Origin of the sequence: Acinetobacter sp. YH16044, assembly GCF_013417145.1 — a bacterium.
GTDB lineage: Bacteria > Pseudomonadota > Gammaproteobacteria > Pseudomonadales > Moraxellaceae > Acinetobacter > Acinetobacter amyesii.
Genome location: NZ_VPEK01000010.1, coordinates 19,847 through 32,281 on the forward strand (window position 1 = coordinate 19,847; position 12,435 = coordinate 32,281).

Annotated in this window: 15 protein-coding genes and 2 pseudogenes; 5 read left to right on the forward strand and 12 right to left on the reverse strand. The window is 40.5% G+C overall.

Going from position 1 to position 12,435, the window contains the following annotated elements; all coding sequences use genetic code 11:
- Positions 1 to 18: 18 nt before the first annotated feature.
- From atpG to FTV38_RS08115, 8 genes are all read right to left on the reverse strand, one after another.
- Entirely contained in the window at positions 19 to 888 is an 870-nt protein-coding gene (gene atpG / locus FTV38_RS08080) for a F0F1 ATP synthase subunit gamma (RefSeq protein ID WP_078191474.1), read from the reverse strand.
- 88 nt (positions 889 to 976) lie between these two features.
- Complete coding sequence (gene atpA, locus FTV38_RS08085; RefSeq protein WP_078191475.1) at positions 977 to 2,521, reverse strand: F0F1 ATP synthase subunit alpha; 1,545 nt, start codon at positions 2,519 to 2,521, stop codon at positions 977 to 979.
- Between the two features lie 42 nt (positions 2,522 to 2,563).
- Positions 2,564 to 3,100: a F0F1 ATP synthase subunit delta gene (locus FTV38_RS08090; protein ID WP_078191476.1), complete on the reverse strand. Its 537-nt coding sequence runs from the start codon at positions 3,098 to 3,100 to the stop codon at positions 2,564 to 2,566.
- A gap of 12 nt (positions 3,101 to 3,112) precedes the next feature.
- The gene (locus tag FTV38_RS08095; RefSeq protein ID WP_078191477.1) at positions 3,113 to 3,583 is read right to left on the reverse strand and encodes a F0F1 ATP synthase subunit B; all 471 of its coding nucleotides are present in this window, start codon (positions 3,581 to 3,583) and stop codon (positions 3,113 to 3,115) included.
- Between the two features lie 38 nt (positions 3,584 to 3,621).
- The gene (gene atpE, locus FTV38_RS08100) at positions 3,622 to 3,867 is read right to left on the reverse strand and encodes a F0F1 ATP synthase subunit C (protein WP_000424060.1); all 246 of its coding nucleotides are present in this window, start codon (positions 3,865 to 3,867) and stop codon (positions 3,622 to 3,624) included.
- 84 nt (positions 3,868 to 3,951) lie between these two features.
- On the reverse strand, positions 3,952 to 4,827 hold the full coding sequence (gene atpB, locus FTV38_RS08105) for a F0F1 ATP synthase subunit A (RefSeq protein WP_078191478.1): 876 nt from the start codon (positions 4,825 to 4,827) through the stop codon (positions 3,952 to 3,954).
- Between the two features lie 102 nt (positions 4,828 to 4,929).
- Positions 4,930 to 5,328, reverse strand: a complete 399-nt coding sequence (locus FTV38_RS08110; RefSeq protein WP_078194025.1) for an ATP synthase subunit I — start codon at positions 5,326 to 5,328, stop codon at positions 4,930 to 4,932.
- Between the two features lie 170 nt (positions 5,329 to 5,498).
- Entirely contained in the window at positions 5,499 to 6,338 is an 840-nt protein-coding gene (locus FTV38_RS08115; protein ID WP_180022172.1) for a metal ABC transporter solute-binding protein, Zn/Mn family, read from the reverse strand.
- A 139-nt stretch (positions 6,339 to 6,477) separates the two neighbouring features.
- Between FTV38_RS08115 and FTV38_RS08120 the strand changes: the two genes are divergently transcribed.
- Genes FTV38_RS08120 through znuB form a run of 3 tightly spaced genes read left to right on the forward strand, consistent with a single transcriptional unit; the run spans position 6,478 to position 8,543 of the window.
- Positions 6,478 to 6,975 (forward strand): transcriptional repressor, encoded by a 498-nt coding sequence (locus FTV38_RS08120; RefSeq protein ID WP_078191481.1) that lies wholly within the window; start codon positions 6,478 to 6,480, stop codon positions 6,973 to 6,975.
- 2 nt (positions 6,976 to 6,977) lie between these two features.
- A complete protein-coding gene (gene znuC / locus FTV38_RS08125; RefSeq protein WP_373683934.1) occupies positions 6,978 to 7,739 on the forward strand; it encodes a zinc ABC transporter ATP-binding protein ZnuC in 762 nt (253 codons plus the stop codon).
- Between the two features lie 3 nt (positions 7,740 to 7,742).
- Positions 7,743 to 8,543: a zinc ABC transporter permease subunit ZnuB gene (gene znuB / locus FTV38_RS08130; RefSeq protein WP_078191483.1), complete on the forward strand. Its 801-nt coding sequence runs from the start codon at positions 7,743 to 7,745 to the stop codon at positions 8,541 to 8,543.
- A 105-nt stretch (positions 8,544 to 8,648) separates the two neighbouring features.
- Here znuB and FTV38_RS08135 read toward each other — a convergent pair whose 3' ends face one another.
- Positions 8,649 to 9,269, reverse strand: coding sequence for a LysE family transporter (locus FTV38_RS08135; RefSeq protein WP_180005346.1), 621 nt, complete (start codon positions 9,267 to 9,269; stop codon positions 8,649 to 8,651).
- A gap of 159 nt (positions 9,270 to 9,428) precedes the next feature.
- Here FTV38_RS08135 and FTV38_RS08140 point away from each other — a divergent pair, with 159 nt between their 5' ends.
- Entirely contained in the window at positions 9,429 to 10,349 is a 921-nt protein-coding gene (locus FTV38_RS08140; protein WP_180022173.1) for a Dyp-type peroxidase, read from the forward strand.
- Positions 10,350 to 10,396: 47 nt separating this feature from the next.
- Here the strand turns inward: FTV38_RS08140 and FTV38_RS08145 are convergent, their stop codons facing one another.
- Both FTV38_RS08145 and FTV38_RS18050 read right to left on the reverse strand, forming a co-directional pair.
- Positions 10,397 to 11,107 (reverse strand): hypothetical protein, encoded by a 711-nt coding sequence (locus tag FTV38_RS08145; protein ID WP_180022174.1) that lies wholly within the window; start codon positions 11,105 to 11,107, stop codon positions 10,397 to 10,399.
- Between the two features lie 26 nt (positions 11,108 to 11,133).
- Positions 11,134 to 11,346, reverse strand: a pseudogene (locus FTV38_RS18050) (transglycosylase); the annotation flags it as partial.
- A gap of 3 nt (positions 11,347 to 11,349) precedes the next feature.
- On the opposite strand from FTV38_RS18050, the pseudogene FTV38_RS08150 reads away from it, so the two are divergent.
- Positions 11,350 to 11,499: pseudogene (locus tag FTV38_RS08150) on the forward strand (peroxidase); the annotation flags it as partial.
- Between the two features lie 38 nt (positions 11,500 to 11,537).
- On the opposite strand, the gene FTV38_RS08155 reads toward FTV38_RS08150, so the two are convergent.
- Entirely contained in the window at positions 11,538 to 12,428 is an 891-nt protein-coding gene (locus FTV38_RS08155; RefSeq protein WP_180022175.1) for a hypothetical protein, read from the reverse strand.
- Between the last annotated feature and the right edge of the window lie 7 nt (positions 12,429 to 12,435).

A 12,435-nucleotide genomic window follows, 5' to 3' on the forward strand; every position in this document is an offset into this window, starting at 1 on the left:
CAATTCAAACTAATAATGTTAAACGGCAGCGGCACCACCAACGATCTCAGAGATTTCCTGAGTAATCGCGGCTTGACGCAGCTTGTTATAAATAAGTTGTAGGCTCTTGATCAATTCACCCGCGTTATCAGTTGCAGCTTTCATTGCAACCATACGAGCAGACTGTTCACATGCGATGTTTTCAATCACACCTTGATAAACCATAGACTCAATGTAACGAACCAATAAACCATTTAACAGCTCTTCAGCTTCTGGTTCATAGATATAGTCCCAACCGTATTGACGGTTTAGACCTTCGCTTTCCTCAGCAGCTGCTAAAGGAACAAGCTGTTCGATTTTTTGGTTTTGAGTCATGGCGTTGACAAAGCCGTTTGACACTAGATAAATACGATCTAACTCGCCTTTATCAAACGCGTCTAACATCACCTGTACAGAACCAGTTAACTGTTCAAGACTCGGAGCATCACCTACGTTTGTAGTTGCACCAAGAACTTTACCGCCGTAGTTTTTAAAAAACGAAACCGCTTTTTGACCAATTAAAGCAAATTGAACTTCAATTGACTGCTCTTGTTGCTGTTGTACGTGTTTTACCACTTTTTTGAACAAGTTAATGTTCAAACCACCAGCAAGGCCACGATCTGAAGAAACAATGATATAGCCAACGCGCTTTACAGGACGTTCAACCATATAACGGTGTTTGTATTCAGGGTTCGCTTGTACCAAATGAGCAATTACACGGTGCATATTTTCGGCATACGGACGGCCTTGAGCCATGCGCTCTTGCGCACGACGCATCTTAGAAGCTGCTACCATCTGCATCGCGCGAGTAATTTTCTGCGTGCTTTTGATACTAGCTACTTTGGCGCGAATTTCTTTTAAATTTGCCATACGCTTAACCTAGTATTCGAAAGCCCTTTCGAGCTTCCGAAGGTTGATCCGTGAACCAAACCAAAACCAGATTCAACACAGTTGAATCTTAGTAAGTTTGAGTCGCTTTAAAGCTTTCAATACCTGCTTTGATTGCTGCTTCGATTTCTTTATCGTAAGCACCAGTCTCGTCAATTTTTTGCATTAACGCAGCATTTTCTGAACGGAAGTAAGAGATCAACGCAGCATCAAATGCAACGATTTTCTTCACTTCTACGTCAGCCATGTAGCCTTCGTTAGATGCATAAATTGAAACAGCTTGGTCAGCAATTGAGTATGGAGCATATTGTTTTTGCTTCATAAGCTCAGTTACACGTTGACCATGTTCAAGCTGTTTACGAGTTGCTTCGTCAAGGTCAGAAGCGAACTGAGCAAACGCAGCTAATTCACGGTATTGCGCAAGAGCGGTACGGATACCACCTGACAATTTTTTGATGATCTTAGTTTGAGCAGAACCACCAACACGTGATACAGAGATACCCGCGTTCACAGCAGGACGAATACCTGCGTTGAATAATGATGTTTCTAAGAAGATCTGACCGTCAGTAATCGAAATTACGTTTGTAGGTACGAATGCAGATACGTCACCGGCTTGAGTTTCAATAATCGGTAATGCAGTTAATGAACCAGTTTGGCCTTTAACTTCACCGTTAGTGAATTTCTCAACGTAGTCAGCAGATACACGTGAAGCACGTTCAAGTAAACGTGAGTGTAGATAGAATACGTCACCAGGATATGCTTCACGACCTGGTGGACGACGTAGAAGCAATGAAATTTGACGGTAAGCAACAGCTTGTTTAGACAAGTCATCATAAATGATAAGCGCGTCTTCACCGCGGTCACGGAAGTACTCACCCATTGTACAACCAGCATACGGAGCAAGATACTGCATCGCTGCAGGATCAGCTGCAGCAGCTGCTACAACAGTTGTGTACGCCATAGCGCCAGTTTCTTCTAGCTTGCGCACAACGTTAGCGATAGTCGATTGTTTTTGACCAATTGCTACGTATACACATTTAATGCCAGAATTTTTCTGAGCGATGATCGCATCGATCGCCATAGCTGTTTTACCAGTTTGACGGTCACCGATGATCAACTCACGTTGACCACGACCAACAGGGATCATTGTATCTACTGATTTATAACCAGTTTGTACAGGTTGATCCACTGATTGACGCCAAATTACGCCTGGTGCTACTTTTTCAACAGCATCAGTAAGTTTTGCGTCAATAGGGCCTTTACCATCAATTGGGTTACCAAGAGCATCTACTACACGGCCTAAAAGTTCTGGACCAACCGGAACTTCTAATACACGACCTGTGCAACGAGCTTTTTGACCTTCTTGAAGGCTTAAGTAGTTACCTAAGACAACGGCACCCACTGAATCCTGTTCTAGGTTCAGTGCCATACCAAATAAGCCGCCGTCGAATTCGATCATTTCACCGTACATTGCATCAGCAAGGCCGTGAATGCGCACAATACCGTCGGAAACCATAACAATGGTCCCTTCGTTCTTAGCGGTCGCGCTGGTGTCCAGATCGCCGATACGCTGTTTAATGAGCGCACTGATCTCGGATGGATTCAGTTGTTGCATTGCGCTATACCTCAATCTTTTTAAAGTTCAGTCTTCGAGCTGTTAAGCAAGAAGACGAGTCCGCATTTTTTCAAGCTTGTTAAGCGCAGAATCATCTATCACTTGGTCGCCTGCACGAATAACTACACCCGCGATTAACGCTGGGTTAACTTCTACAGAAACATTTACGGCAGCTTCGAATTTTTTCTCTAATGCATGCGCAAGTAATTGTTCTTGTACAGAAGTCAATGGGAATGCAGATTCAATCACTACATCCACAGTATTGTTATTCTGTGATTTGAGCTGTTCGTATTCTTCTGAAATTTCAGGAAGAAGTGCCAGACGGTCATTATCGGCAAGCAATGTCAAAAAGTTTGACACTGCTGCAGTCTGGTCTTCACCTAAAACTTTTGCGAAAACACTTACCTGCTCAGCAGGAGTAAGCTCAGGGCGATTTAGATAAGCTGAAAATGCTTCGTCTTGCACCGCAGCACTGAGCAAATTCAATGCATTTGACCAAGCGTCAGTTGCATTTTGCTCAGAAGCGTAAGCAAATGCTGCTTTAGCGTATGGGCGTGCCAACGTCAAGAGTTCAGCCATAATCCGCCTCTCTTAAAGTTTAGCAGCCAGCTGAGTCAGCATGGCATTGTGAGCTTCTGCGTCAACTTGCTGGTTCAGAATTTTTTCTGCGCCAGTAACTGCAAGAGCAGCAACTTGTTGACGTAATTCTTCGCGAGCAGCATTGATTTCAGTATCAACAGCTTCTTTAGCTTGTTGACGAATACGCTCACCTTCAGCCGCAGCTTGAGTACGCGCTTCTTCTACCAATTGCGCACCACGACGGTTCGCTTGTTCGATCAATTGAGCCGCTTGTGCTTTAGCCGCGTCTAATTCAGCTTTCACTTGTGCTTGCGCATCCGCAAGGTCAGCTTTTGCTTTTTCAGCAGCGTTTAAGCCATCAGCGATTTTACGCTGACGCTCACTAATCGCATTGATTAGTGGTGGCCATACAAACTTCATGCAGAATGCGACAAAAATCGCAAATGCAATCGCTTGGCCAATCAATGTGAGGTTGATATTCATTGCTATTCCTCAATAGTTTAATTTAGGAATTAAGCTGATTAACCTACAAATGGATTAGCGAAGATGAAGAACAAGCCAATACCAACACCGATCATAGGCACAGCATCAAGAAGACCTGCGATTAAGAACATACGAGTTTGAAGTTGTGGAGCCAATTCTGGTTGACGAGCAACAGCTTCTAAGAAACGGCCGCCTAGAAGACCAAAACCAATCGCAGTACCTAAAGCACCAAAAGCGATCAAGATAGCAGATGCAATTGCAACTAGACCTAAAGTGAGTTCCATGATAATTCCTCAGAGGTTAGGTTTATACCAAATTAAGTTAAAAAATTGTGTGCCCAACCACCCTTTGACAGTTGAGCAATACCATTAATGCTTTTCGCTAGCCATACTCATATATACGATAGTCAACATCATGAAAATGAATGCTTGTAACGTAATAACAAGAATATGGAAGATCGCCCAAGGCACAGACAACGCCCACTGGATCCAGAACGGTAGTAATGCGATCAAGATGAAGATCAACTCACCCGCATACATGTTACCGAACAGTCGAAGAGCCAATGAGATTGGACGTGCAATAAAAGTTACTAATTCAAGAATAATGTTTACTGGAATAAGTAATGCTTTTAAAACTGGGTTACTTGGGTTAAATGGGTTAAGTGCAAATTCTGCACCGAATCCGACAAGACCTTTCTCACGGATACTATAGAAAATAGTTAACGCAAATACTGATAATGCCATACCCAAGGTAATGTTAGGATCAGTAGATGGAACGATTTTGAAGTAAACGTGGTGAGGATCCATACCAAACACGTTAGCACCGATCAATTGAGCTGTATAAGGAATCCAGTCAACAGGGATCAAGTCCATCAAGTTCATGAGGAAAATCCACACGAAGATGGTCAACGCTAACGGCGCGATTAAGCGCGATTTGCCATGGAAAGTGTCACGGACACTTGAGTCAACGAACTCGATAATCATTTCGATTGCAGACTGGAACTTGGTCGGAACACCAGAGTTTGCAGCTTTCGCTACAACCCAGAACAACAAACAGAAAACAATACCAAGGCCAATAGACCAACCCATTGAATCCAAGTGAATAGCAGTGAACCCCATCTCTTGAGCTTCTTTAGCAGTCTCAGCTAACTTCCAAGTACCATCTGGCATTTTGCCATAGGTCAAGTTAGTCAAGTGATGCTGAATGTACTCGGTCGAAGTAAGGGCATGTTCTTCAGCAGCCATAAATCACACCTGGTCAATGTCAAAACTAATAGAGAAAACGAATATCGCGTGCTGCCTGATATCTCGTTACTCTCCAAAAAACTTTTCAATTTTTTGTTGTGTTTACACTCGTTTTTTTAAGCGTGTTGCCCAAAAAGGAGCGACCCACGACATACTTTGTACGAGCATAAAACCACAAAACAATGCCACCGCTGACAACGGCTTGACATTGATCAAAATCAAAATGAATCCAACAATCACGATTGCAAACTTGCCCATTAAGCCACGATACATGTTTGACAGCACCTGTTTAGAGGCACGGGCACCAGCCGCACGAAACGACTGCCATGAAAAGTAGCTACTTGCTAGCCAACATACCAACGCACCCAAAGCTGCACTATATGCTGTGATTGTGTCTTTAAGGACCCAACCAATCAGGGCTGAAACAGGAATCATTACTGCTTGTAAGATGACTAAAGCTTTCGCTAATCGTCGATCAATCATGCGACTAGTTCGACTCATTTTTGTTCACTCACAGCAATTCTGCTTGACAAGTTTAACTGATGATTATTTTTAATCGCAGGCATTATAGAGTTACACCCCTTAACTTGCAATCTTTTCCCGACCTTAGTCGTGTTTTTTTAAATTGGCAAACTGCTTTCAAACTAATCAATAGTTGTTTATTTTTTACTTTACTTTCGTGCATTTAGTGTGCATTTCAGGGTTTCATCAGCCAACATCTTCCATGCTGTTACAAAATCCCCTGCCCCACTCATCGTTTCGTCCACCGGCTGAAAGACGATGCCACCGAGCTTTTGATACTGATTTTGGCTGGCATGTGCTTCTGCAAGTAAGCATATTTTTGGCTGCGCGCGATGGTCTTTCAGGTATTTGATTTGTGCCAATGTCGGTGCGACATGTGGATCATCGGTCAACGCACCGGTAAATTTCAAATTCAGTGAGCGCTCAAGATATTGATAGGCATCGTGGTAAGACCAGTAAGGCTGAGCACGGCTCGACACATCTGTTTTTTGGGCTGTGATCAAGAGTTTCTGCGCAAATGCACGCGCATTAGCCCAATATTTTTCACGATGTTCTGGAAACTGTTGTGAACGTAAAGCAGCAATAAAAAAGCCGATTCGAACCGCATTGTTTGGTTCAAGCCAGACATGTGTATCGATTGTGCCTTTTAATGCATTGCCACGAACATCCCGCAAAGGCAACGCACTGATAATGCCTGAGTCTAAAATAGCGATACTTTTGCCACTTTCATCCAACATTTTTGCTAAAGGTGCTTCGTGTGCATGGCCTAACCATAAAACCAAGTTGGCATCTTGCACGGTTTTACGGTGTGCAGGCGTCAAGCTCACATCATGTCCAGATTGATGGTCAAGCAGTAGTTTGGGCTGCTCTACGCCCTTAAGTACATCCTTCGCGATTAAATAAATCGGTTGTGTAGAAACAACGAGACCTTGCGCCCAGCTCATCACACTGAATAAAGCCAAACTACAAAAAAGAAATACACGGGACATGGGGAGAGAGCACCATAAAATGAATAGTGTTATAATATAACAAAATCGTAAAAAAACCTACGTCTGTTCGTAAGTCCTTACGCTTCATGTTAAGATTTAAAGTCTTTTTCTTTATACAGTTTCGTACTCGAGGTTGGCTATGAGCGCATGTTCACACGAACATCATAATGCTTTGCATGGTGTACACGATCATCATAATGTCGAACAGCGCCTTGCTGAAGCTGAGAGTCTCTGTAGTGCGACGGGTGCTCGACTTACGCCCTTGCGTAAAGAAGTATTGGAACTGATCTTAAATGCAACGGGGCCAATGGGCGCTTATGACCTTTTGGCTAAAATCAAAAGTGAGTCTGACCGACCTGCAGCGCCACCGACGGTATACCGTACGCTGGATTTTCTGCTTGAAAAAGGTTTGATTCACCGTCTAACGTCGATTAATGCGTACATCCCGTGTTGTCATCCGCGCGAAGGACATCAAGCCGCATTCCTGATTTGCACCGATTGTAAAATAGTCAAAGAAGCATCTGCTCAAGGCTTGATGGCGCAACTCGATGAATTGTCTGCATCCGATGGCTTTACTGCACATCACAGTATTATTGAAATTTCAGGGATCTGTCAGCAGTGCCGCAGCAAACACTAAATATGAAGCCCATTGTGGCTTTAGAGCATGTTCATGTCCGAATCGATGAACGTGACATTTTAAAAAATGTAGATTTCGCCTTACACGAAAAAGAAATTGTCACCTTGATTGGTCCTAACGGTGCAGGCAAATCCACGCTCATCAAAGTGTTATTGGGTATTGTAAAACCTGTATCTGGTAAAGTGATCAGCATACAAAAATTAAAATTCTCATATGTGCCACAAAAATTTAATCCATCACACAGCTTACCGCTACGTGTGTGTGATTTATTGGCATTAGAAAAATGTGATGCCAGCATTAAGCAAGAAATTATTCGTGATACAGGCATTGCCAAGTTACAACAATCTAAAGTTCAGCAACTATCGGGCGGCGAACGTCAACGTGTATTGATTGCACGGGCTTTATTGCGTCAACCGAATGTATTGGTTCTGGATGAACCTATGCAAGGTCTAGATATCCAGTCTGAAGCGGAACTGTATGACTACGTGCGTAGCCTGCCTAAAAAATATGGCTGTGCAGTTTTGATGGTCTCTCATGATTTACAGTGGGTCATGCAAGGAACACATCGTGTGGTTTGCCTGAACAAACATATTTGTTGCAGTGGCTTGCCTGAAAATGTACAGCAACATCCTGAATATCAAGCGATCTTTGGAACAAATCGTGTGTTCTATCAACACCATCATGATCACTGTGCGCATGGCGATAGTGCAACGCCTTGCCAGCATGACTCTCGTCCCCATATTCACCCTGAACCGGAAGCATAATCCATGATGGAATGGCTACAACTCCTTTTGCCAGCATGGATCATGGGCACTTTGCTGGTGTTCCTGACTGCACCCCTCGGCTGCTTGATGCTTTGGCGTCGCATGTCTTTTTTTGCAGACACCATGGCGCATGGCACTTTACTCGGTGTCGCCATTGCCGGTGCGATGAGTCTACCGCTTTGGACAGGCGTTACATTGATTGCACTTTTATTAGTTGCAATCTTATGGGTGTTACACGATCCACGCTTGCCCAATGACGCCTTGCTCGCGCTATGTTCAGCAACACTCCTGTGCTCTGGCTTACTCTTCATACAACATTTGCCAAGTTTAAGACCTGAGTTACTCAGCTATTTATTTGGTGATTTACTCACCATTTCTTGGTCAGATTTGCCTGTCTTTGCAGTGGTGATCATTGTGGCACTGACAGTGCTGTATAAAAGTTGGCAATCGCAGATTCAGATTGCCATTGACCCCGACATTGCGGTCAGTGAAGGTGTCAGCGCTAAATGGCAACGTCTGATTTTTATGTTATTACTGGCATTATTTACCGTATTGGCTTTACGTGCTGTCGGCTCATTGCTGATGGGTGCATTGTTAGTGATTCCTGCATTAACCGCTCGTTTATTGGCAAATTCCCCGAAACAAATGGTGCTGTGGTCTTTCATCATTGCCCAAGTCGGTGTGACCGTGGGGTTATGGTCAAGTGCTGGTTTAAACACCTCTACAGGACTGACTATTGTATTAACCATGGCGCTGCTCTTTGCCCTGATTTTTATTATGCAAAAATTTAAGAAAGTGGCTTAAGTAGCAACGTTCATTGTTCAATTCGCGACATATCAAAAAAAAGCCATGCAGTTGCATGGCTTTTTTTGCACGTCAAATACAATGTTCAGAATCATCTCACTGGATTTATTGATGCACCAAACTCAATAAACTCGCAGCACAAGCAAATAATACCGCAAAAGCTCGATTCAAATATTTTTGTTGTTTGGGTGATTTTAACAACCGCAGCACTTTTGCAGCGAGACCGGTATACCCCGCCATGACAATCAAATCGATGCTAATCATTGTTGCAGCCATGATGACATATTGAATCCATTGGGGTTTGGATAAATCTAAAAACTGCGGCAAAACCGCCAACAAAAATACAATCGCTTTAGGGTTGCTCATATTGACCAAAAAGCCATGTACAACTAATTTTAAACGTGATTTATTTGGTAAATCTTGTTGGATTTCAATTGACTCTGTTGGCGCTGTCCACTGTAAATAAGCCAAATACAATAAATAGCCCACACCAAACCATTTCACGATCAGAAATGCCCATGGTGTCGTCGCAAATAAGAACCCTGCCCCAGCTGCAACAATGACTATCTGAACCAAAAGTGCCAATTGCAGGCCGATGGCATTCCAATACCCATGCTTAAACCCATAATTCAAACCACTCGACATAGACGCAATTGCACCTGCACCTGGGGAAACACTAATCACCCAACATGCCAACATATATGCAATCCAGATTTGATAGGACATCATTAGCTCAAGTTTGAAATGGGTCTGTATTATATGACATTTACTCTATTTTCATGACAATAATGCACGCTAAAAGGCCAAATGAAGGCTACACTCTCAGCGCTGCTTAAGGCACAATACACACAGCCACTCAGAAATTATAATTTTTAGGAGCCATGAATGTCTGCTCAATCTGTAATTTTGCCATTACCCTCAGATCATGCTCGTTTTATTGTTTTACGTTTAAAAGAGTTAACGATTAGCGAATTAAAAGAACAACTTGAAGACTTATTTAACACTCGTGATCGTCTGATTACCCAACATCCTAATGCACAGATTAAAACGGCTGTGGCTTTTGGACCAGAACTTTGGGCGCAACTTTACAGTCAAGCTCCGGCAGGCTTTAAACAACTTGATCCAATTCAAGGTTCATTTAACATGCCTGTAGTGCCAGCAGATGTGCTGATTCACATTGCGGCACAGCGTACAGATATTTGCTTTGCTTTAAGCCAAGCTTTCTTTGATGGCATTCAAGATAAAGTTGAGGTTTTAGATGAGCGTGTTTGCTTCCGTAATTTCGATGGCCGTGACTTAACTGGCTTTATTGATGGTACTGAAAACCCTCAATTTCCAGATGACCGTGCTGAAACAGCATTATTAGCAGAAGATGCGGGTATTTTTGCTGATGGTTCTTTTGTCTTTGCACAGCGTTATGCACATAACTTAGATAAATGGAAAAAGTTAAAGGTAGATGCTCAGGAACATGTCATTGGGCGCACCAAACTTGAATCGATTGAGTTAGATGAAAACGAACAACCTGAAAACTCACATGTATCACGTACAGTTGTTGAAGATGATGAAGGTGAAGAACTCGCAATTTTGCGTCATTCATTGCCTTATGGCGATGGCCGTGGCGATCAAGGCTTGTTCTTTGTGGCATATACCAATGATTTAAGCATTATCGACAGCATGCTGGTTCGCATGTTCGGTACGAGCGGTGACGGTATTCACGACCGCTTACTACATTTTGTAACGCCAATGGACGGAGCGTATTACTTTGCGCCGAGTGAAGAGTTGCTGGAAGAAATTTTAGAAGGGTAAATTTTGAAAATGCAAAGAGTAGATTTTCCTACTCTTTGCAACAAAATTTATTTATTCATAGTACTTAATTCTGCAGTGGAAAGACCAATATTTTCACACCCCTGCGTAGCTGAAACACATTTTAACGTATTACTTAAATCAACTTTAAAGACACTCGATTTACCACCTTGTGCATATTTTATATTTGCTAAATATGTAAAAATTCCTTTTTTAGAATTAAACGTAAATTGATCTCCTTGCAACAAATCCACCCCTTTACCATTAGCATTGTTATCTTCTGAAGCTAAAACAGGAACTGTTAAGAAATTGTTGCTATTAAAATTATAAACGAAAGTATTAACAATAAAGCTTCTAAAAGGCGTTTTTACATAATCAATATTAAAATCCTCTCGAACACGAAATGCCACAATATTTTTATCACGATATAAGATATTTATATCAACATTAGATTTTAATGGAACTGTTGACTTATAAACATCGAAGACTTTATTTTGATTAAAAATTTGTACTCCAAATTTTTTCAATGTGTACTTTCTCCCATTTTTATTTTTATCAACATCACCAAAATCAGTTAATCTTATTTTTTTATTAGTAGAAACTATACTATATGTTCCATATTTATCTATAAAATCGATAGGTGATTTTATTTGTATAGCTTCTTGAGTTGGATCATTCCAACTATTATTTATTTTTGCATATCCACATCCAAAAAAAGAATTAATAATTAAAAATAAGGAAATTTTTTTTATATATTTCATATTATGCCTTTTAGGGGTTAGTCGAACTAATAAGGTAAATTTGCATTAATAAAAGGTATTGGATCAATTCTCCCGGTTAAACCAATACCTAATAAAGGAGCACTCCTTGCTTCAAAATGTAAATGGGCGCCATTTGCTATAGTTGTCATCTTATTAGCATTACCTGTAGCACCCGACTTTCCAATAACCTCTCCAACATCTACTAGATTACTTGTATCTACATCACTAACTGACAAATGATTTTAAAAATTATCAGCTGTATGTTAAGACGTATGTTTGGCACCAGCGGCGATGGTATTCACGACCGTTTACTTCACTTTGTCACGCCTATGGATGGCGCGTATTACTTTGCGCCGAGTGAGGGGTTATTGGAAGAAGTGCTGGAAGGGTGATTAAATGAAGCCGACGAAAGTCGGCTTTTATATAATAACTACTTAAACTGATATATGATTTTTTTAGAATTTTGATAATACGTCATTATTGAATTATTATCTATTTCTACTCTATTGTTTAAATATATAAATTTTTCATCAACTAACTTATTATTTTTAACTTGCATAACTCTTAAATTTGGTCCACTTTCATCTTCAAAAGGTGAAATTATTAATTGAAATCGACCTCTATCTAGAACCATACTTGGTCCATCCGATAGGTTTACGAAGTCATACTTTTTAAACAGTTCTTTTGTTTCTATTAAATTTAGACCAGAGCACTCTTTTGTCTTTTTTGAAATACATTTCAAATGCACATCAGAATCATATTTTTTTGATACTATATTTTTTTCACTACCTATAATTTCAGGATCTTTTTTTATTTTTTTAAAACTATCATTTTCAAATATATAACATTCATTTTCAACATTTATATTATTATCATCACTAGCATAAGTAGTTCCAGAAATACAAATTTCATTTGAGGATTTAGAGAACTTAATTTCAGGATTTTCATTACTTAAAACTTCCAACCTAGAATCCACAAAATTACCAACTATTTGTTGCAAAGGGTATATTTTTCCTTTTGATGAATCTATGACAACAATTGCTTTTACATTTCTACTGTCACCTTTACCGGTATATCTATCTTCATTTAATATTATAAGTATTTTGTCATTTGAAAAATTAGCTGTGCTAGCTAATTTTTGATTATAAATTTTTATTTTTTCATTAGTACAAAAATTTACTTTAATTTTTTCTACATTACATGAACTAACATTCTCAGATTTTAGACTATCTTTAATAAATGATGATTCCTCTCTCGAATAAGAACAACTAGAATTTAATAATCCAAAAATTAAGAAAAGGAACAATTTGGTTAATTTCATTTTTAAA